The following is a 22117-nucleotide window of genomic DNA, read 5'->3' as shown; positions in this document are numbered from 1 at the left end:
CGCTCAGTTATTCACTCAAGAAGCAAGAATTCGTGTGCCAATCGCGGTGCCATTAAATAGTGATGGCAACTGTTCCGCATGACGCCAGCTCGCAATATCTACTGGACGTTGCAATGTGGACGCCGCTTCTAACGCCGCATTCACTTTGACTATCATTCCATCCGTGATGATGCCTTGATCGATCAGTTTCTGCGCTTTGGCGGTCGTCATTTCATCAATCTTTTGGCCTTTACCATCCAAAATACCGCTCACATCAGAAAGCAGGACTAAATCGGCATTCAGTGCTTGGGCAATTGCTGTCGCCGCTTGGTCTGCATTGACGTTCATAAGTTGCCCCTCTTCGGTGATCCCGATAGAACTAATGATGGGTAAATATCCCGCAGACAGTAATAATTTCAGTAAATTCGCATCACCCGCTTTCGCGCTACCCACATGACCTAATTCATCATTAATTTGCGTAACCACTGCGCTGTGTCCATCCCCAAGGGATAAACCCACCGCTTGCAATTGATGTTTAATCGCCCATGCCAACAAGGTTTTATTCGCTGTTCCGGCTAGCGCTCCGGTAATAATGTCGATTTGATCTGCTGGCGTGACACGCAATCCTTGCTTTTTCACAACGGGTAATTGCAGTTTTTGCATTAATTCATCGACTAAACACCCACCACCGTGAACAATCACCAGCTCACGTTGATGAGCCTGACGGTAGGTTTGGATCGCCGTAAATAATCTTTCTAGGGCTTCTTCGCTATCGAGTAACACACCACCCAATTTAATGACTAAAGGTTGCATGGGGATTTATCCTTAATAAATTGCCATAAGAGCATTAAAGTAATGATTGCGTTTCGTTAAAACCAAACCGAATATTCATGCACTGAACGGCTTGCGCTGCGGCACCTTTTAATAGGTTATCTTCTGTACCCACTAAAATCAGGTGCTCACCTTTCAATACAAAGCCAATATCACAAAATGGCGTGCCAACCACCGATTTCAGTGCAGGAACGCCTTTATCATATAAACGGACTAACGGTTTATCGTGATACGCATCTTTAAATGTTTGGCTAATTTGCTCCGCTGTAACGCCGGCTTTCACTTTGCAAGTGATGGTCGCCAGTATGCCCCGTGCAAAATTGCCTAAATGTGGCGTGAAAATCACGTCTCTGCCTAAATGCGTCGCAATTTCCGGTTGATGACGGTGAGTGAAAATGCCGTAAGGCTGTAAGCTTACCTCGCAAAAGCTGTTCGTCATGGAGGCTTTACGCCCTGCCCCTGAAACGCCGCTGGTGGCATTAATCACCGGCCACATGTTTTCATCGAGTAAATCCGCTTCAATCAACGGCTTCAATGAAAGTTGAGAAACCGTGGGATAACACCCCGGCACCGCAATCAGTTGAGCTTGACGGATTTTATCTGCCTGCCATTCCGCTAAACCGTAAACTGCTTGCATTAACCACTGGGTATTTGTATGTTCGAAACCGTAGTATTGCGGATAAAACGCCGCATCTTGAACACGATAAGCACCCGAAAGGTCAAACACCACGCAACCCGCTTCAAGAAACTGGGGTGCAATGTCATGACTAACTTCATGGGCGGTCGCGAGGAAAACAACATCAACCCCTTTTGCCGCCTCAGCCACATCGGTAAGCGGCTGAACCGGAAGGTCGATAATGCCTTTATACTGGGGATGTAAATCAGAAAAGCATTTACCCGCATCCGCACTTTGTGCAGAAACCATCAGCCCAGAAAGATGAATATCAGGATGACGTTGTAAGTAAGCGGCTAATTCTGCTCCAGTATAACCACTGGCCCCGACAATGAGTGTGTTCAACATGTGTTTTCTACCTTGTACTCGTGACCCAAACAGTTTAATGTGTATTTTTATTCAAATAAAGTGCATGAATATTGATACTATTATGGATAAAGGCTGTCAACAGTGAATATTAAATTACCTGCATTTATTGAGATTTATCGTCAATTAATCGCCACACCGTCGATTAGTGCGACCGATTCGCAACTCGATCAGAGTAACCGAGCGCTGGTGGAGCTATTAGGTGGATGGTTAGAAACCTTAGGCTTTAATGTGAATATTCAACCGGTCCCTGATACCCGAGATAAATATAACCTGTTAGCCTCGATTGGCGAGGGTAACGGAGGGTTGATGCTATGCGGTCATACGGATACCGTGCCATTTGATGAGGGTCGTTGGAGTAAAGATCCGTTCAAGCTCACCGAACATAATGGCAAACTGTATGGGCTAGGCACCGCAGATATGAAAGGCTTTTTTGCCTTTATTATTGATGCACTGCGTGATGTTGACCTCAGCACCTTAAAGCGCCCTCTGCATATTCTTGCCACGGCAGATGAAGAAACCTCGATGGCTGGTGCTCGCTTTTTTGCTGCCAGCACGCAATTACGCCCCGATTTCGCCATCATTGGTGAACCGACGTCATTACAGCCTATTCGCGCGCATAAAGGACACCTTTCCAATGCCATTCGTATTACAGGTCAATCTGGGCATTCCAGTGATCCAGATAGAGGCGTTAATGCCATTGAATTAATGCATGAATCTATCTCTCACTTAATGACTTTAAGAAATACATTGAAAGAGCGCTATAACAACCCTGCGTTTGTGATCCCGTATCCAACCATGAACTTTGGTCATATTCATGGTGGTGATGCCGCGAACCGAATTTGTGGTTGCTGTGAATTACATATGGATATTCGCCCACTGCCAGGTTTAACGTTGCAAGATCTGGACGAGCTACTCAATGAAACTCTCGAACCCGTTCGTGCAAAATGGCCGGGTCGCTTAGCCATTGAAGAGATGCACCCACCGATCCCCGGCTATGAATGCCCGACAGATCATAAAATGGTAGCAGTCATTGAGCAGTTATTAGGTAAAAAAGCGGAAACCGTAAACTACTGTACGGAAGCGCCATTTATCCAAGAACTTTGCCCGACACTGGTGCTGGGTCCCGGCTCTATTGAACAAGCCCACCAGCCTGATGAGTTCATCGATATGAGCTTTATTGAACCAACCCGCCAACTCATCAGCCAAATGGTCGAGCACTTCTGTTTTACTGAATAGTGTTTTACTGAATAGTATTTTACTAAGTAATGTTGTACCGCATGCGGAGTCAGTCGGCTCCGCATTTCCCCATCATGAATTTTTCTCTTGTTGCCTCTGAAAAAACATCAATTCCAAATTTGATTTAGGAGTTGACTCTCTCTCTCAATATCGCGTAATCTCTATTTAGACGTCTAAACGTATAGAAGTACAAACGAATGCATATAATCAAATAACGAACATAATCATTAAATAATGAGTTTCTTGAGGCGAGGTCACAGGGTATGAGTTTCTTTCACGCAAATCAGCGCGAGGCGTTGAACCAGAATTTAGCTGAATTAGATGGGCAGATTAATGTCTCATTTGAATTTTTCCCACCTCGCTCAGCAGAAATGGAACAGACATTGTGGAAATCTATCGATAGGCTCAAGGTCTTAAAACCGAATTTTGTCTCTGTCACTTACGGCGCTAACTCCGGTGAGCGAGATAGAACCCATAGCATCATTAAAGATATCAAAGACAAAACAGGATTAGTGGCCGCACCACACTTAACCTGCATCGATGCCAGCCCTGATGAGCTAAAAACCATCGCTCGAGATTATTGGAACAACGGCATTCGCCATATTGTGGCATTACGGGGAGACCTTCCTGATAACAGCCGCAAGCCCGATATGTATGCAGAGCACTTGGTTGAATTACTGAAAACTGAAGCTGACTTTGATATTTCCGTCGCAGCTTACCCTGAAGTACACCCTGAGGCCAAAAGTGCTCAGGCTGACTTAATCAATTTGAAGAAAAAGATTGAAGCCGGAGCCAACCGCGCCATTACCCAATTTTTCTTTGATGTTGAAAGCTACCTACGTTTTCGTGACCGCTGCGTAGCAACGGGTATTGATGTGGAAATCGTACCGGGAATTTTGCCTGTTTCTAACTTCCGCCAGCTAGAACGTTTTGCCAAAATCACCAATGTGCGTATCCCAAGTTGGATGAATAGAATGTACGAAGGCTTAGATGATGACCCTGAAAGCCGCAATCTTGTTGGCGCGTCAATTGCCATGGACATGGTGAAAATTTTAAGTCGTGAAGGTGTAAAAGATTTCCATTTTTACACCTTAAACCGCTCTGAACTAACTTACGCCATTTGCCATACATTAGGCGTTAGACCAAAATAATTGGGTGTTAGGTGAAGCAACCACTTTATTCCATATTACTTATCGGGTTAATTCATTTATCGTGAATTAACCCAGTCATATTTCCCTTCTTTCTATTCTATTTACCGCTATTCTCTATAACTCCGTTCCCCATAATTAATGCAGACTAAAACCAGTCATTATTAGACTAGAAATTAAAGTTATAACAAAAATAATTCATCAAATATGTCTAAATAGAATTAAAATACAGTAAATATTTAATTAAAAAACTGATATTAGATCAATCCAAAACAAATAGTCTTTTAAAAATGTGCTGATTAATATCATTAAAAACCACATAAAACGCTATTTCATCCTTATTCATCATTATTCCTCATTATTCCTCATTATTCCTCTAGCAATAGAAATATTGTTTTTCAATAGCTTACACACCCAACAAAAACTCATAGCCCATTGATGCAACTCATTTTTTCACATTGAATCACTTAGAGAAAATTCAGATTAACAATGTTGATAAATTGTTATATCTGATTAACTTTGAATTTAAATCATATTTACCATGAAAACAAATAATCAAAACAACCACCACTAAAATCAGACTTTCTTTTAAAGAACTTTATTCCAATTTATTTTTATGCTTATATGAAAATATAAGATTATTGATCCTTCCTAGTAATAACATCTCAATTATTGAGGAGATTCGTTGTATGAATAATAAATCAGTATCTTCAAAATATAGTGAATTAGATGATGTTTATGCTTCATTTGATTTATCCCAATCCTTACCAAAAACGAAATTTCCAATCAAAGAAAGCGACCCGAGAAATGTATTTAGCGCAGTACGTGATGAGCTAATGCTAGATGGTAATTCCCGACAAAACTTAGCAACATTTTGCCAAACATGGGTAGATGACGAAATTCGCAGTTTGATGGATCTCTCTATCGACAAAAACATGATTGATAAAGATGAATATCCGCAAACCGCCGAAATTGAAAACCGCTGCGTGCATATGCTCGCTGATTTATGGCACTCTCCTGACGCACTCAATACATTAGGCTGCTCAACGATTGGCTCTTCAGAAGCCGCAATGTTAGGGGGGCTGGCGTTAAAATGGCAATGGCGTAAAAAACAAGCTGCCAAAGGAAAACCAACCGATAAACCTAACTTAATCTGTGGCCCTGTCCAGATTTGTTGGCATAAATTTGCCCGTTATTTTGATGTCGAACTGCGTGAAATTCCGCTTGAAGGCGACCGCCTGATCATGAGCCCAGAAGAAGTTATCAAACGCGTTGATGAAAATACTATCGGTGTCGTTCCAACTCTAGGCGTGACGTTCACTTGCCAATATGAGCCCGTGAAAGCTGTTCATGATGCATTGGATAAACTGCAAAAAGAAACGGGCTTAGACATTCCTATTCACGTGGATGGTGCAAGTGGTGGTTTCCTCGCGCCTTTCTGTGCGCCTACACTGGAATGGGATTTCCGCTTACCTCGCGTTAAATCCATCAACGCATCTGGACACAAATTTGGTTTAGCACCATTAGGTGCTGGTTGGGTAATTTGGCGTGAAGCAAAAGATCTCCCAGAAGAGCTCATTTTCAATGTGAACTACCTTGGCGGTAACATGCCAACCTTCGCATTAAACTTCTCTCGTCCGGGTGGACAAATCATTGCACAGTATTACAACTTCCTACGTCTTGGTCGCGAAGGCTACGCGAAAATTCATAATGCCTGCTATGCCACCGCTCAATACCTTGCCCGTGAAATTGAAAAACTGGGCCCATTTGAGATGATTTTTGATGGCGATAGTGCCAAAGGTATCCCAGCATTGGCATGGAAATTAAAAGACGGTGCGAAAACCAGTAACTACTCTTTATATGATATTGCAGACAAATTACGTAGCCGCGGCTGGCAAGTCCCTGCTTACTCAATGCCTGCAAACCGTGAGGATCTGGTGATCCAGCGTATTCTAGTCCGTCATGGTGTCAGCCTTGACCTCGCCTCACTGCTCATCGAAGATTTCAAACGCACCCTCGAATATTTCGAGAAACACCCTGTCAGTAAACCACTTTCTGAAGAAGAAAGCGGCGGTTTCAATCACAGCTAATCCTTAGTCGTTTATCCAGTCGGCGTATTCATTTATGCGCCGACTGACTTTGTAAAACATATGACAGGAGAATAGGCATGGCGACGTCAACAACAGCTCCAGCCGCAAAACAACTCACCTTGTTAGGTTTTTTTGCGATCACCGCGTCTATGGTGATGGCGGTCTATGAATATCCGACATTCGCCACATCGGGTTTCAGTTTAGTTTTCTTTTTACTCTTAGGGGGATTGCTATGGTTTATCCCCGTAGCCTTATGTGCTGCCGAAATGGCGACTGTTGAAGGCTGGGAAGAAGGGGGGATTTTCGCGTGGGTTTCCAACACATTGGGAGAGCGTTGGGGATTTGCGGCGATTTCATTTGGTTATCTACAAATTGCGATAGGCTTTATTCCGATGCTGTACTTTGTACTCGGCGCCCTATCCTACATATTAAATTGGCCAGAACTCAATACCGATCCCGTCACCAAAACCATCGGCGCTCTGGTGATTTTATGGGTTCTCGCTTTCACCCAATTTGGTGGAACCAAATATACAGCAAGTATCGCAAAAGTCGGTTTCTTTGCTGGGATTTTATTACCGGCTCTAATTCTCGTTGGGCTAGCGATTAGCTACTTGGCAAGCGGCGCCCCTTTAGCTATCGAGATGAGCACAAAAACCTTTATTCCTGACTTCACACAAATCGGCACATTAGTGGTCTTTGTTGCCTTTATTCTCAGTTACATGGGTGTTGAAGCCTCAGCAACCCACGTCAACGAAATGAAAAACCCTGGTCGAGATTATCCTGCGGCAATGTTCTTACTAATGATTGCGGCGATTTGCTTAAGCTCTATTGGTGGTTTATCGGTTGCAGCCGTGATCCCTAACAGTGAAATCAACCTGTCTGCGGGTGTGGTACAAACCTTTGAAGTTCTCGTTAGTCACTTTAATTCCACCTTAGAGTGGGCAGTACGGATTATTGCTGCGTTACTGTTACTCGGCGTATTAGCGGAAATTGCCTCTTGGATTGTGGGACCTTCCCGTGGGATGTATGTCGCTGCACAAAAAGGAATTTTGCCGAAAAGCTTTGCCAAAGTGAATAAAAATGGCGTGCCAGTCACGTTAGTCATTTCCCAATTGCTGATCACCACGGTGGCGATTATTGTCCTCACCAACACAGGCGGCGGCGGGAATATGTCCTTCCTGATAGCGCTGGCATTAACTGTTGTTATTTATCTGTGTAGCTACTTTATGCTGTTCCTCGGTTATATGCATTTAGTCTGCAAACAATCTGATAAAAAACGGGCATTCAACGTGCCGGGGGGTAAAAGCTTTAAATTGTTAATCGCGTTTGTTGGGTTAGTGATCTCAATTCTGGCATTTGTGGTATCGTTCTTCCCGCCAAGTTCATTGCCGGGCGGAGCAGATGATACGACTTACGTCACGCTGCTAGCGGTGAGTTTTGTGATAATCTTCCTGCTACCCTTTGTCATTTATGCTTTCCATAATAAAGCCGGAAAATCCACTAACGTTTCCATGGTGCATATCAAAACTCATAATGCCCCAACCAACCATTTCTTTATCCATCCACGGGCGCGTTCGCCTTATCATCTGATCCATAATGATCAGAACAAAAAATAACGTTCGACCATAAACGAAAAAGGCTGCCAATTGGCAGCCTTTTTACTGACAGAAACTCATCGTTAGCCGGTATTACGCATACCCGCTGCGACACCCGCAATGGTCACCATCAACGCTTGCTCCACACGCGGGTCTGGATGCTCTTGTTGGCGAGAGCGATGTAATAGCTCAGCCTGCAATACGTTCAGTGGGTCAGTATAGACGTTACGTAGCGCGATAGATTCCGCAATCCACGGTAAATCCGCCATCAACGCTTCATCTTTAGAGACAGCTAAAACACTCTTAATATCTTCGGATAACTGGTCACGCAACTTTTGTCCCAGTGGCCATAGACGTTTTTCAACGAGGCAATGGTCATAGTATTCCGCCAACCATAAATCGGCTTTCGCGTACACCATTTCCAGCATCGCAATACGGGTTTTGAAGAATGTCCACTCTTGCCACATTTCATCCAGTACCGCTTGCTTGCCTTCTTTTTCGATAACATGTTTTAGCGCCGCACCTGCCCCTAACCACGCGGGTAACATCAAACGGTTTTGTGTCCACGCAAAAATCCAAGGGATAGCACGAAGGGTTTCAACGCCCCCAGTAGGGCGGCGTTTTGCAGGGCGAGAACCTAATGGCAATTTACCCAGCTCTAACTCTGGGGTTGCTGCACGGAAATACGGGACAAAGTCAGGCTGTTCACGCACATAATCGCGATACATCGCACAAGACACATCAGACAGCGAATTCATCACCGCCTTCCACTCTTCTTTTGGCTCTGGCGGTGGCAGTAAGTTAGCTTCAAGGATAGCGCTCGCGTACATAGCCAAGCTGCTAATCGTCACTTGCGGCAGACCAAACTTAAAGCGGATCATCTCGCCTTGTTCCGTCACACGCAGTCCGCCTTTTAAACTTCCTGGTGGTTGGGAAAGTAGTGCGGAGTGCGCTGGTGCACCGCCACGACCAATAGTGCCGCCACGGCCGTGGAACAGTGTCAGTTTCACACCTTCTTTATCACACAGCTTAATTAGGGCATCTTGTGCACGATATTGCGCCCATGATGCCGCCATCACACCCGCATCTTTTGCAGAGTCCGAGTAACCAATCATCACCATTTGGCGATCATCAATCAGCTCACGATACCACTCAATGCTGAGCAACTTAGTCATCACACTTTCGGCGTTATTTAAGTCTTCAAGGGTTTCGAACAGTGGAGCAACTGGCAATTTAATCGAAGCACCCGCCTCTTTTAGCAGAAGCTTAACGGCTAAAACGTCGGATGGCACTTTCGCCATTGAGATCACGTAAGCGGCGATAGAATCATTTTTCGCTTTGGCGATAACGCGGCAAGTTTCGAATACTTCTTGCGTTTCTGCTGTCGGTTGCCAGTCTTGTGGGATCAGCGGACGACGAGATTGCAGCTCAGTCAGTAAGAAATCTTGTTTCTCTTGTTCCGACCAATTGCCATAGTTGCCCAGCCCCAAATATTCTGTCAGTTCAGACAGCGCTTCAGTATGGCGAGTACTCTCTTGGCGCACATCGATACGTACCAATTGCAGACCAAAGCTGCGAATACGGCGCAGCGTATCTAACAGTGAGCCATTGGCAATAATGCTCATATTGCAAGCAACGAGCGATTGATAGCAGGTGTAGAGCGGATCCCACAGTTGTGCGTTATCCGTCAGTAAATCCGCTGGTGGCAGAACTTGCTCGCCTTTCACTCGGCGCTCTAAATATTCCAACGTAGAGAACAGTTGGCTACGCAGATTTTTGGCGATTTGGCGATAAGGCTCATCCACATCATCGCCGCCCGCCAGCGCACGCAGTTCTGGCGTTGCTTCCGTCATAGAAAGCTCCGACACCAAGACCTGAATATCTTTCAAGAATAAATCGGCAGCTTTCCAGCGGCTTAATAACAGAACGTGGCGAGTCACTTCCGCGGTCACATTCGGGTTACCATCACGGTCGCCCCCCATCCATGACGTAAAGCGGATTGGGTTTGCTTCGACAGGTAATTCAGCCCCAATGGACTCTTCGAGCTGTTCATTGAATTCCCGTAAAAATGCCGGAACCCCTTCCCACAATGAGTTTTCAACAACCGCAAAACCCCATTTCGCTTCATCGATTGGCGTAGGGCGAATTTTACGAATTTCATCGGTATGCCAAGATTGCGCCACCAACTGGCGTAAACGGCGCATAATATTGTTGCGTTCGTAATCCGCTAAATCATCATGATCGAGCTGGGATAAACAGGTGTTCACCTCAACCAATTTGTGAATTAAGGTGCGGCGGGCGATTTCGGTTGGATGGGCTGTCAGCACCAGCTCAATGGAAAGCTCTTCAACGGCTTTTTGAATATCACCGTGGCTAAAATCGTGCTCTTTTAAACGCCCAAATAATTTCTGTAAGGCAACAGGGTTACTGGCCGCTTCGCCATGAGGAGAAATACTGTGGTACTGCTCCGCCACGTTGGTTAAGTTTAAGAATTGGTTGAATGCCCTCGCAACGGGTAATAGCTCATCGTTGGTGAGTGTTTGCAAGGTCATTAATAATTTTTGGCGCTGAACTTCATTACCTGCGCGGGAGGATTTGGATAACTTGCGAATAGATTCGACTTTATCGAGGATATCTTCACCAAGAGCGTCTTTGATGGTATCACCGAGTAGCTTACCCAACATACTGACATTACTGCGCATTGCGGAATATTGCTGATTCATGGGACTCCTGATCTTGTGCTGTTGGCAGGATGCCACCCCGCTTCTCGTGAACGGTTAACAAACTGCGCTGGATTTCCTGTAATAAAATTTCAGTCGGCTAGAATTATGTTTTGTGATGCAGACCGCGAATTTCACCCTGTACCCTATATTCATATCAGAAAAAAAGCGCTTTGGGTGATTTTTCTGAAATTTAATTACAGCGCTATTTTTATTAATTTTTCTTATTTAAGTATTGTTTCAGCGCAATCTATCGTCGATTCAGCACTTTTAAGTCATGAATCTTATTTAAGAATAAAATAGGAATGGGAAAATTTGAGAAATGAAGAGAACGCACGAGTTTATCTACCCCGTGCGTTGCTGATTTTATAAAAGCTGAGAAAGTCGATTCAAGTCAGATTGGATAGCGCCGGCTGTCACATCGCGACCCGCACCGGGTCCGCGGATCACCAATGGGTTATCACGATACCAACGGCTTTCAATGGCAAAAACGTTATCCCCCGGTAATAAAGAGGCTAACGGATGCTCAGGTTTAACTGCCTCGACACCCACTTTTGCTTTACCTTTCACCGCATCAAACCGCGCGACATAACGTAGCACTAATCCTAGCTCCTTCGCGGCTTCTAAGCGCTGCTGCATCTGATCGTTAATCACGGCGCTATTTTCAAAGAACTCATCCAGTGAGCCCGTTTCCGCTTGCGCTGGCACTAATGATTCCACGCGCACATCATCCGGTTCGATATCATAGCCCGCTTCTCGCGCCAGAATAATGAGCTTGCGCATCACATCTTGCCCAGATAAATCGATGCGAGGATCCGGTTCTGTTAATCCTTGCTGCCAAGCTTGCTCGACAAGCTCACTGAAAGGCACAGAGCCATCAAATTGCAAGAATAGCCACGATAATGTGCCGGAGAAGATCCCACTGATCGCCAGAATCGCGTCACCACTTTCTTTGAGATCGCGCACTGCATAGTTGATCGGCAACCCCGCGCCGACGGTCGCGTTGTAGAGCCAATGGCGCCCCGTCTTCGCAAACGCATCACGAATATCACGATATTGCGAAGTAGGCGCCGCCCCTGCAATTTTGTTTGCACTGATAACATGGAAACCGTAGCTCGCAAAATCCACATAACTATTGGCGAGCTCGCCGCTGGCGGTGACATCCAACACAATCAGGTCATCATAAGGGTGCGCTCGCATCCATAAAAACAGATTATCGTCTTGGTGTTCAACTGCTTCGTCATCAAAGAAAGCTAATGCGCGGCTTGGGTCGATACCTTGGTAATTCAATAAACTGCGGCGGCTATCTACTACGCCCGCCAAGACAAAATCAAAGTCACTGCGAGCAGAAATATTTTGCTGCTCGACCGAAAACAGTTCTAACCAACGGGCGCCAATATTACCTTTACCAAACAGCACTAAGCCAATGCGCTTTTCAGCGCGGAATAGGCTTTGGTGCATGCCTTGAATAATATGCTCAGTTTGATTGGTGCGCAGTACCGCAACTAAGCTAATGCCATCTTCTGAATGCCAAATAAACTCAACTGGCTGCCCTTTGAGTTCTTCATAAAAACGGTGGCTGTGCAGCGGTTTTTTACACACGCCAGCACCGACCAGAGCCACCAGAGAAAAACCTTCACGTAATGAAAGAGACCCAGGCAATGCCGCTTCTTCCAACACATTCAATGCACTTTCGACCACTTCCGAGGTGTAGCACAGTTGTAAGATAGCGCGATCATGGTGAATACCTCGCGCCAGAGGGCGAAGTTGTACGCGTTTTAATAATAAATCTACATCCTTGCAGATTTGGTTAAAGTCGCGCCCTGCGGCAATTCGCAACTCAATTAAGCACACATCGTTATGGCTGGTGACAATTTTTGCCCCCGTACCCGACGCTAATACACGCTCAATTTTGGTGGAGCCTTGTTCCGGTTGGTAGCTACAACGCAGCTGCAAATCAATATTGCTGACAGAAACTGGCTGCAAAGTACGCGTATGTAAGACAGGTGCGGCAAGGCGTGCCAATTCGCTGGCTTCATCTAACCGTAATAATGGTAGCAGGCAAGCATCTTTTACTTTGCGAGGATCCGCGCTGTATACCCCTGCCACGTCACTCCAAATGGTGACTTTGCCGACATCTGCTAATGCCCCAACTTGGGTAGCCGAATAGTCACTACCGTTACGCCCCAAGAGGACGGTTTCACCTTTTTGGTTGCGGGAAATAAACCCTGTGACCACAAGACGTTGCTGTGGATGTTGCACCAATAATTGCTGTAAGAGATGGCGGGATTGAACCTCATCCACCTGTGGTTGTGCGGCTCTTTCTGCGCGCAAAAATGCACGTGCATCTAACCAAGCACTCGCCATATCAAACTGTTCAAGTACTGCGGACATTAAACGTGCTGACCAGATTTCACCGTGCCCCACGACTTCTGCATAAGTGGCATCATTGATAGGTTTATCCAGTAGCCCGCTGAGGCGTTCTAAATCCGCAACAAATAGCTGATTGAGCTCATCGGCCTTCTCTTCAGGCAGTAATCCACTAATCAAATCTTGCTGGTACCGGCGTAGCGCTTGCTGTACTTGATGGGCAGAAATACGGTCACTCTGGCTCAGTTTAAGCCAACTTATCAGCTGGTTTGTGGTACTCCCTGCCGCAGAAACAACCATTAAATCGCCGGGTTGGCTGTAGTTCGCCATAATGGTGGCGACACGCTGATAACATTTCACATCAGCTAAACTACTTCCCCCAAACTTATGTAACTGTCGGTGACAAGGGATCACCTCAAATGCTGTTATTGCACTCATCAAAAACTCCGCTAACGTTATGACGCAACCTTAAATGCGTGGCTTAAATCTGCGATAAGATCCTGACTATCTTCAAGACCAACTGAAATGCGCAGTAAACTATCAGTAATACCTGCTGCGGCTCGCGCTTCAGGAGACATGCCTGCATGGGTCATGGTCGCCGTATGGGAAATCAAGGTTTCTACACCACCGAGAGATTCCGCTAATGTAAACAAGCTCAGCGCCTGTAAAAACTGACGAAGTTGCGCTTCATCGCCTGCAAATTCAAAACTTAACATTGCGCCAAAGCCAGATTGTTGCGCGGCAGCAATGTGATGCCCCGGATGATCACTCAAGGCAGGATAATATATTTTCTTCACCAGCGGCTGAGTTTTAAGATATTTTACGATTTCACCTGCATTATGCTGCTGCTGTTTTATGCGAGGCAACAATGTTCTCATACCTCTGAGTAACAGGTAACTATCAAATGCACCGCCAGTGACACCGATATTATTCGCCCACCACGCTAATTCTAGAGCCCATTTCTCTTCTTTTGCAATCACTGCACCCGCAATAATATCTGAATGACCATTGAGATATTTTGTACAAGAATGAACAACAAAATCAGCGCCTAACGCTAATGGTTGCTGTAATGCAGGGCTTAAAAATGTGTTATCTACCACCACTAAAGCCCCTGCGTGATGTGCAAGTGTCGAAATATGTTGAATATCGTAAATTCTCAGTAACGGGTTACTTGGCGTTTCGATGAGTACCAGTTTGGGTTTTCTCGCTAATGCAACTTGCAACGCAGATTCGTCGCCTTGGTCAACAAATTCAACCTGATAAGCGCCTTTTTGGCTCAAGCTGTTAAATAAGCGGTAGCTGCCGCCGTAACAATCGTGAGGGGCTACGAGTAGATCACCCGGTTGTAATAATACGGTACATAATAGATGGAGAGCCGACATCCCGCTGTTAGTCATCACGGCACCACTTCCGCCTTCTAGCTGTGCCAGTGTTCGCTGCACAATATCTCGCCCAGGATTGCCACGACGGGAGTAGTCATGGGTTCTCGGCTCATTGAAATCCGTAAAATTATAGGTGCTAGATAAATAGATGGGAGGAACAACGCAACCAAATTGCGAGTCTTCATTGAGTCCATTATGTATCGCGATAGTGGATGCTTTGTATGTCATGAGTGTCTCTCCAAGTATGGGATAGCTCAAATCATACTCAAAGCAAATTTAGCCGTCAACATGTCCAGACGTCTAAACCTCTTTACGTTTATAACAACTAATGGAATAATCAGCCATAATAATTATGTGCCAATGGATAGTTAGACCACATTACCGGCATATAAAAAGACTTAATTTATTGATTTTAATATGTATTAAATAATAACTTAAGCCCTTTATTCTTAATCCGTATGCTGAGTGTATCTTGAAAAAAATTCATCTTCAGGATCAGGAAACTGACACTCGTATATTATTTTATTATCAATGAATATATCCAAGGTATCTCATGGCTGAATGGAACGGTGAATATGTCAGTCCGTATGCTGAACATGGCAAAAAAAGCGAGCAAGTCAAAAAAATTACAGTATCGATTCCTTTAAAAGTACTGAAAATTTTAACTGATGAACGTACTCGTCGTCAGATCAATAACTTGCGCCACGCGACTAACAGTGAATTACTGTGCGAAGCCTTTTTGCATGCGTTTACTGGTCAACCGCTGCCGGATGATGATGATTTGCGTAAAGAACGTAATGATGAGATCCCTGAAGCAGCAAAAGAAATCATGCGCGAGCTAGGTATTGACCCAGAAACTTGGGAATATTAATCCCTCTGCGTCTTTCTTTAACACTCGGCTTACTGATGTGGGTCGAGTGTGACTTATCTTAGTCACCTATTTCACCTAAATAGCACTCTTACCCGCTGACCCCTCATCATTTATTTTCATTATCTTCATGCTGTTAAGCAATTTCAATTGTTGCCGTATCTCTACTCAGTTTGGTGTCTAGTACAACCTTTGCAGGGGCAGAAAGCCTGTATGTCTGAGGTAAAATCGGGGCTTCAATCGTTCAAATTTCCAATCAAAAATGGGAAACCAGTGATAACGAATTTGAAAAAACCAATCTCGGAAATACCAATGATTCTGTTTTCGGTGGCAACATTGCCGTCGGTTACGACTTTTCTAAAAGCACCACGTTACCTCTACGCACTGAACTTGAATTTGGGATGAGAGAAAAAGCCTCCACAAGCCACAATCTCGAATCATCCAATGACCCAGGTGTTTTCAGCAGCTCTGATGATGTCAAAACCGATATCACTTTAAACACTGTAATGCTCAATACTTATTATGATTTCAAAAATGATACTAAATTTACCCCATACGTAAGCGTCGGATTAGGTATGGCAAGCATTAACCACAAAATGCGTTATGACTATAATGAGCATATTGTCGCTTTAAACCAGTTCACCCACGAGAAATACACTAAATCCAAAACAACCACTAACTTTGCGTGGAGCGTCGGTTTAGGTTCACAATACAGAGTGAATAATCACGTTTCATTAGATATGGGATACCGCTTCTTAGATGCAGGAAAATCTGAAGCGAGTTACTACGCAGATAGCCAAGAAAACACCTCAAAAGTGAAAGTCAGAAGCCATGACATTATGTTTGGTGTAACTTACCGTTTCTAAGGATTTTCAGTGAGCACCTTAATAAATATTATTGAGGCGCTCACTCCAAAATCAAATATTAAATCTAGATATTCACATTAAGATAAATATTTATCCTTTAATGCAAGACATTTTCAGCATTAAAAACCAAAAAATATTCGTTTTATTCTCACTTTTTAGCTCAATACCTCAAAGTTTCTTACACTGATTATAGCCCTTCCCGTATCACTTATACTCCAGTTAGGTTTCTGTCTGAAATAATTAACTGGTGCTTAATAATGAAAAATTTACTTTTAACCTTGAGTTGCTTGTTGTTTGCTAATTTAGCAATGGCATCCAGTAATAACGGCGTATATATATCAAGTAAAATTGGTGTATCAGTTTTGAATATATATGATTCTAAATTCGAATACAGTAATGAAAAACAATCTGATTTCAGAACACTAAAATTCAATGATAAAAGTCACCCTGCTTTTGGAAATTTTATTGGTGTTGGATATGATTTTTATCCTCAATTTTCAGTGCCTATACGCACTGAGCTAGAAGTGGGTATGCGAGGGAAAGTTAGCGATACTCATAACCTTAATGCACTTTCTAATTCAGCCAGTAATTCTGGCTCTTCTGATATGGAAAACGAAGCAACGCTAACGACAGTCATGTTAAATAGCTACTATGATATGAAAAACCAAACCGCATTCACGCCCTATATTTCTTTTGGGCTCGGATTGGCAAGTACGCGGTATGAAAATACACAACGTTCAGAATTTGAAATTTCTGGTGTTAAACAAAGTTCGAATCAATCCAAGTCAGATAGAATCAATAAGCTAGCATGGAGTTTAGGGCTAGGTAGCCGATATGCTTTCAATGACAACCTCTCATTTGACTTGGGCTATCGATTTACCGAAGCAGGTAAATACAAAATTTCCATGCCGAACTCTTTCAATAAAGATGCGACGGAAACATCGACCATCAACCTAGCCAGCCATGATTTTATGTTCGGAGTTGCTTACCGCTTTTAACTTCCAGAGATTGGCAAATTTTAGGCAATAAAAAACCTGTTCAATTGAACAGGTTTTCTTACTGAATACGTTAAATCAACTTCAACGTGACAGGTTTTATTACTTTTTAGCACCTGGGATGCTGAAACGCTGGTTGAAGCGATCAACACGACCACCGGTAGCAACATCACGTTGTTTACCAGTATAGAACGGGTGGCAGTTACCACAAACGTCCAGGTTCAGAGAGTGACCAGCTGTTGAGTTAATTTTCATTACGTTGCCGCAAGAACAAGTTGCAGTAACTTCTTCGTATTTAGGGTGAATACCTTTTTTCATGGGAGAACCTCTAATAAGGCCGTGTCGCCATTCCAGCCCTAACGCCGGACACCACACGTCGTGTTGATTAAATTTAGTTTATTGGCAAAACAAAATTAATTGATACCAAAGGCGGCGGATCATACAGAAAATCTGTTTATCACGCAATGAAAATAGCATGATTTTTGTGTTACTCTAACAGAATACCCTCATCTTTTTGTACAAAAAACAGACGGAAATCCAGCTATGATCGTCGTTCAGGTGGCGTTACCTGTTCCTTTAAATCGCACATTTGATTATCTCTTGGGTGCAAATATGCCAGTCCCCGTTATCGGTGGACGGGTTATGGTGCCTTTTGGCAAACGCCAAGCCCTTGGTGTAGTTGTCAATCTGAGCGATAAAAGCGAGTTTCCCGAAGACCAACTCAAAACCGTGGAGCTGGTATTAGATTCACAAACCCTGTTCCCCGATGATCTCTGGCAACTGCTGCTGTGGTCATCTCAATATTACCATTACCCAATTGGTGAAGTGCTATTTCACGCGATGCCGACCTTACTGCGCCAAGGGAAGCCCGCAGAATTTACGCCGATCTGGCAATGGCAAGTAACTGAAGAGGGTCAGGCGGCGGATCTAAATGAACTAAAACGATCCCCAAAACAGCAGCAAGCGTTAGCGCTATTACGCCGCCGCCCAGTTTATCGCCATCAGGTTGGTGAGCTTGAAATCAGTGAAAGCGCTCTGCAAGCACTGAAGAAAAAACAGTATGCCGAGTTGCACCCTGTTCAACCAGTTGCAGAAAAATGGCAATCACAGTTTGCCGTGAGTGGGGAACGTTTACGACTCAATAGCGAGCAAGCCACCGCTGTAGGCGCAATTCGCGCAGAAGATGATAATTTTTCGCCGTGGTTACTGGCGGGGATCACCGGATCGGGAAAAACCGAAGTCTACCTGAGCGTGTTAGAAAATATTCTGGCTCAAGGTAAGCAGGCGCTAGTATTAGTCCCTGAAATTGGCTTAACGCCTCAAACCATTAATCGCTTCCGTGAACGCTTTAATGTACCTGTCGATGTTTTGCACTCTGCGCTCAATGACAGTGAGCGCTTAGCGGTTTGGTTACGAGCCAAACAGGGTTCTAACGGCATTATCATCGGGACGCGCTCTGCCTTATTCACGCCATTTGCCCGCCTTGGCATCATTATTATCGATGAAGAGCATGACAGTTCGTATAAACAGCAAGATGGCTGGCGCTACCATGCCCGTGATTTAGCGGTTTTCCGTGCAAAAAAAGAAAATATTCCAATTATCATGGGAACGGCGACCCCATCCCTCGAAACACTGAGCAATGTGCAACAGAATAAATATCGCCAATTAAATTTGACGATCCGCGCAGGTAATGCCCGCCCCGCTGAGCAGCATTTGATTGATTTAAAAGGACAGCCACTTAAATTTGGGCTGTCCCATTTACTGATCCAACATATTAAAAATCACCTAGCACAAAATAATCAGGTCATTTTGTTTCTAAATCGCCGAGGTTATTCCCCAGCACTTATCTGCCATGAATGTGGTTGGATAGCGGAATGCCAGCGTTGCGACCATTACTATACGCTGCACCAAAATTTTCATCAGTTACGTTGCCATCACTGTGATAGCCAACGCCCTGTCCCACGCCAATGCCCACAATGTGGATCAACACATTTAGTCCCTGTTGGGATGGGAACCGAGCAACTGGAAGAAGGGATTTCCCAGCTATTTCCGGATGTACCCGTGACTCGTATCGACCGAGATACCACCAGCCGTAAAGGCGAACTGGAGCAACATTTGAATGCTGTGCATGAAGGCGGCGCGCGAATTTTGATCGGCACACAAATGCTGGCGAAAGGACACCACTTTCCAGATGTGACCCTCGTCGCATTGCTGGATGTCGATGGCGCCTTATTTTCGAGTGACTTTAGAGCTGCCGAACGTTTTGCACAATTATATGTACAGGTTTCTGGACGAGCGGGACGAGCAGGCAAGCAAGGTGAAGTGTTCTTACAAACTCACCACCCTGAACACCCTCTTTTGCTCACCTTACTAGAAAGTGGCTATAACGCTTTTTCCGAAGAAGCCCTTGAAGAGCGCCGGGTGGCAATGCTTCCACCGTTTACTAGCCACATTCTTATTCGATCTGAAGATCATAATAATCAGGATTCACGGCAGTTTTTACAGAATGTTCGCCAGTATATTAGCCAACACCCACAAAGTGACTCGCGCTTATGGATTTTAGGTCCTGCACCGTCCATTCAAGCCAAACGAGGCGGACGTTTTCGCTGGCAACTTTTATTGCAGCATCCATCACGCGCCTATCTCCAGCAGTTTACTGCGCAATTATTACCTGAGTTACTAAAACAACCGGAAAGCCGTAAGGTAAAATGGAATATTGATGTGGATCCTACGGACGGTTAACACCACTAACTTACCCGAAAAATAGGTACTGTAACTCACTGACTCCAATAACTAAACCGTCATTTTTTCCATAAACACATGGATTACGAATTTGGATTAAGTGGTTATCACTATAACTATTTTTAAAATTTGCGAGGCAGCTCTAAAAAATGATGCAAGTCACACTTTTTATGCAAACTAGGTAACAGATATTATTGTGAAACTCTTTAGAATGTCTTTTAATTAGCAAAATGACGTGTTTGCGCCATTCAAAAAAAAGCAATCGATTAAATAGACAAAGGAAGGCGTTGTGGAAAGTAAAAAGCACAATAATACGGCGACCATGAAAGATGTCGCGAACGCAGCAGGCGTATCAACAGCCACCGTTTCTCGGACATTGATGAACCCTGAAAAAGTCTCCCTACAAACACGTCAAAAAGTTGAGCAAGCCGTCTTAGACGTTGGCTATTATCCTCATAACCTCGCCCGCAGCTATAAACGCAATGAATCCAAAACTATTCTCGCGATCGTCCCAGACATTAGCGATCCCTTCTTCAGCGATGTGATCTGCGGCATTGAAGAAGTGGCCGCCCACGAAGGTTACTTTGTGCTGATTGGTGACTGTAAACATCAGCAGAAACAAGAAAATGCCTTTATTAACCTGATCATTACCAAACAGATTGATGGCATGGTTCTGTTGGGGTCTAACTTACCGTTTGATGTTTCAACCGAAGAACAAAAAAACCTACCGCCAATTGTGATGGCCAACGAATTCGCGCCAGAATTAAAACTTCCAACCGTTCATATTGATAACCTCACCGCGGCATTCAATGCCACCCATTATCTGCTAAAACAAGGTCATAAACGTATTGCTTGTATCGCAGGCCCTGAAGAAATGCCACATAGCCAATACCGTTTAGAAGGGTATAAAAAAGCGATGTTACGTACTGGCGAAGGGCTGAGAGAGAGCTATATTGTACGTGGGGATTTCTCTCATGAAAGCGGTGCTGAAGCATTAAAAACATTACTTTCTTTACCTGAGCCACCCACTGCCGTTTTCTGCCATACTGATATCATGGCATTCGGTGCAATGTGGCAAGCAAAGAAAATGGGTTTGAAAATTCCCGACGATATCTCTTTTGTCGGTTTTGATAACCTTGAGCAAGCCAAATATACATTACCCGCACTGACGACCATCAATCACCCTCGCAAGGAAATTGGTCGCCATGCGATGCTATTATTGCTAGAACAGCTACACGGAAATAGTGTCACCGCAGGTTCTCGTCTCCTAGATTCTGATTTAATCGTTAGAGAGAGTACAAAAGCGCCTAAATGCTAGGCAAAATCGTTAAGGTTAAGTAACATATGACCTAAATAACGATTAACAACTGACAACTAGTGAATTAATAGCGTGGCACAAAAAGATTATGTAGCTCGAGGACGGTCGTCCGCTCGTAAAAAAGGCAAAGGCAAATCGAAGAAAGCCCAAGGGCTACCACTAACCACATTAATTGTGGCGGTCGCTATTGTGGTGTTATTCGTGGGTGGCCTATTTTTTATTACTCATAATAAAAAAGAAGCGCCTCAAACTGCACTCCCCACTCAAGCTGCAAAACCGGGTAGCACGCTGCCACCTAAACCCGAAGAACCTTGGCGCTATAAAAGAGAGCTGGAAGAGCCTTGGCAAGATTATACTTCGCCATCGCAACCGAGCACAGGTAGCGGCAATATTCGTCAGTCTGATCTCACCACCGAACAGCGCCAGTTGTTAGAGCAAATGGATTCTGATCGTCGCCAGCCTGTGACCAACCTGCAAGAAGTGCCATTTAATGGTAAGCCGGTACCGCGCTCACAAGTGGTGATCAACGAACCTGCTAAGCCAGTTGAAACACCGACCCAACGTAAACCGTCGATTATTGAGCCAAAACCTGAAACACGCCCAGTTGCGCCAGTTCAGCAAGCTCAGCCTGTCACGAAACCGGAAGTGAAGCCTGAACCTAAACCTGAAACAGCGCCTGGGAATAAAATGCAGAATATGCTCGTGCAATGCGGTTCATTTAAAACGGCAGAACAGGCTGAGTCAGTACGTGCCACTCTCGCATTTGCGGGTATCGAAAGCCGCGTCACCGCAGGTGGTGGCTGGCATCGTATCGTATTAGGCCCATATTCCAAGTCCACCGCTGAAAACATCCGTGACCGTGCAGCAGGCGTTGGCGTGAGTGGTTGTATTCTTCGTGCTTCTGGGGGTTGAAAAATCCCCTCGTCTCCCCCATC

At 44.6% G+C, this 22117-nt stretch carries 16 protein-coding genes; 10 read left to right on the top strand and 6 right to left on the bottom strand.

Annotation, left to right across the window (positions count from 1 at the left end; all coding sequences use genetic code 11):
• Positions 1 to 15: 15 nt before the first annotated feature.
• Positions 16 to 792, bottom strand: coding sequence for an acetylglutamate kinase (gene argB, locus GKR48_RS11010; RefSeq protein WP_154628118.1), 777 nt, complete (start codon positions 790 to 792; stop codon positions 16 to 18).
• Positions 793 to 826: 34 nt separating this feature from the next.
• Entirely contained in the window at positions 827 to 1831 is a 1005-nt protein-coding gene (gene argC, locus GKR48_RS11005; protein ID WP_154628117.1) for an N-acetyl-gamma-glutamyl-phosphate reductase, read from the bottom strand.
• Between the two features lie 102 nt (positions 1832 to 1933).
• On the opposite strand from argC, the gene argE reads away from it, so the two are divergent.
• The 4 genes from argE to gadC all read left to right on the top strand — a co-directional run bounded on the left by argE (position 1934) and on the right by gadC (position 7942).
• Positions 1934 to 3088, top strand: a complete 1155-nt coding sequence (gene argE, locus GKR48_RS11000) for an acetylornithine deacetylase (protein WP_272522232.1) — start codon at positions 1934 to 1936, stop codon at positions 3086 to 3088.
• Between the two features lie 263 nt (positions 3089 to 3351).
• Positions 3352 to 4239 carry a methylenetetrahydrofolate reductase gene (gene metF / locus GKR48_RS10995; protein ID WP_036950884.1) on the top strand — a complete coding sequence of 296 codons (888 nt, stop codon included), beginning with the start codon at positions 3352 to 3354 and terminating at the stop codon, positions 4237 to 4239.
• Positions 4240 to 4925: 686 nt separating this feature from the next.
• Positions 4926 to 6326 (top strand): glutamate decarboxylase, encoded by a 1401-nt coding sequence (locus GKR48_RS10990; RefSeq protein WP_154628115.1) that lies wholly within the window; start codon positions 4926 to 4928, stop codon positions 6324 to 6326.
• A 77-nt stretch (positions 6327 to 6403) separates the two neighbouring features.
• On the top strand, positions 6404 to 7942 hold the full coding sequence (gadC, locus tag GKR48_RS10985; RefSeq protein WP_154628114.1) for a glutamate:gamma-aminobutyrate antiporter: 1539 nt from the start codon (positions 6404 to 6406) through the stop codon (positions 7940 to 7942).
• 62 nt (positions 7943 to 8004) lie between these two features.
• Here gadC and ppc read toward each other — a convergent pair whose 3' ends face one another.
• The 3 genes from ppc to metB form a co-directional block, all read right to left on the bottom strand.
• Positions 8005 to 10644, bottom strand: a complete 2640-nt coding sequence (gene ppc / locus GKR48_RS10980) for a phosphoenolpyruvate carboxylase (protein WP_154628113.1) — start codon at positions 10642 to 10644, stop codon at positions 8005 to 8007.
• A 363-nt stretch (positions 10645 to 11007) separates the two neighbouring features.
• Positions 11008 to 13449 carry a bifunctional aspartate kinase/homoserine dehydrogenase II gene (locus GKR48_RS10970; protein ID WP_154628112.1) on the bottom strand — a complete coding sequence of 814 codons (2442 nt, stop codon included), beginning with the start codon at positions 13447 to 13449 and terminating at the stop codon, positions 11008 to 11010.
• Positions 13450 to 13466: 17 nt separating this feature from the next.
• Positions 13467 to 14621: a cystathionine gamma-synthase gene (metB, locus tag GKR48_RS10965; RefSeq protein WP_154628111.1), complete on the bottom strand. Its 1155-nt coding sequence runs from the start codon at positions 14619 to 14621 to the stop codon at positions 13467 to 13469.
• 325 nt (positions 14622 to 14946) lie between these two features.
• Between metB and metJ the strand changes: the two genes are divergently transcribed.
• The 3 genes from metJ to GKR48_RS10950 all read left to right on the top strand — a co-directional run bounded on the left by metJ (position 14947) and on the right by GKR48_RS10950 (position 17125).
• The gene (metJ, locus tag GKR48_RS10960; RefSeq protein ID WP_036950870.1) at positions 14947 to 15264 is read left to right on the top strand and encodes a met regulon transcriptional regulator MetJ; all 318 of its coding nucleotides are present in this window, start codon (positions 14947 to 14949) and stop codon (positions 15262 to 15264) included.
• Positions 15265 to 15488: 224 nt separating this feature from the next.
• Positions 15489 to 16127, top strand: coding sequence for an outer membrane protein (locus tag GKR48_RS10955; RefSeq protein ID WP_336431149.1), 639 nt, complete (start codon positions 15489 to 15491; stop codon positions 16125 to 16127).
• A 257-nt stretch (positions 16128 to 16384) separates the two neighbouring features.
• Entirely contained in the window at positions 16385 to 17125 is a 741-nt protein-coding gene (locus tag GKR48_RS10950) for an outer membrane protein (protein WP_154628110.1), read from the top strand.
• 99 nt (positions 17126 to 17224) lie between these two features.
• Here GKR48_RS10950 and rpmE read toward each other — a convergent pair whose 3' ends face one another.
• Positions 17225 to 17440, bottom strand: coding sequence for a 50S ribosomal protein L31 (gene rpmE, locus GKR48_RS10945; protein WP_036950864.1), 216 nt, complete (start codon positions 17438 to 17440; stop codon positions 17225 to 17227).
• Positions 17441 to 17665: 225 nt separating this feature from the next.
• On the opposite strand from rpmE, the gene priA reads away from it, so the two are divergent.
• The 3 genes from priA to ftsN all read left to right on the top strand — a co-directional run bounded on the left by priA (position 17666) and on the right by ftsN (position 22094).
• Positions 17666 to 19864: a primosomal protein N' gene (gene priA, locus GKR48_RS10940; RefSeq protein WP_154628109.1), complete on the top strand. Its 2199-nt coding sequence runs from the start codon at positions 17666 to 17668 to the stop codon at positions 19862 to 19864.
• Positions 19865 to 20153: 289 nt separating this feature from the next.
• The gene (cytR, locus tag GKR48_RS10935) at positions 20154 to 21182 is read left to right on the top strand and encodes a DNA-binding transcriptional regulator CytR (protein ID WP_272522221.1); all 1029 of its coding nucleotides are present in this window, start codon (positions 20154 to 20156) and stop codon (positions 21180 to 21182) included.
• Positions 21183 to 21254: 72 nt separating this feature from the next.
• Entirely contained in the window at positions 21255 to 22094 is an 840-nt protein-coding gene (gene ftsN / locus GKR48_RS10930; protein ID WP_336431148.1) for a cell division protein FtsN, read from the top strand.
• The last annotated feature ends 23 nt before the right edge of the window (positions 22095 to 22117 follow it).

Origin of the sequence: Providencia sp. wls1943 (assembly GCF_009706275.1) — a bacterium.
Lineage (GTDB): Bacteria > Pseudomonadota > Gammaproteobacteria > Enterobacterales > Enterobacteriaceae > Providencia > Providencia zhijiangensis.
This window is presented reverse-complemented; position numbering and strand designations above follow the sequence as displayed.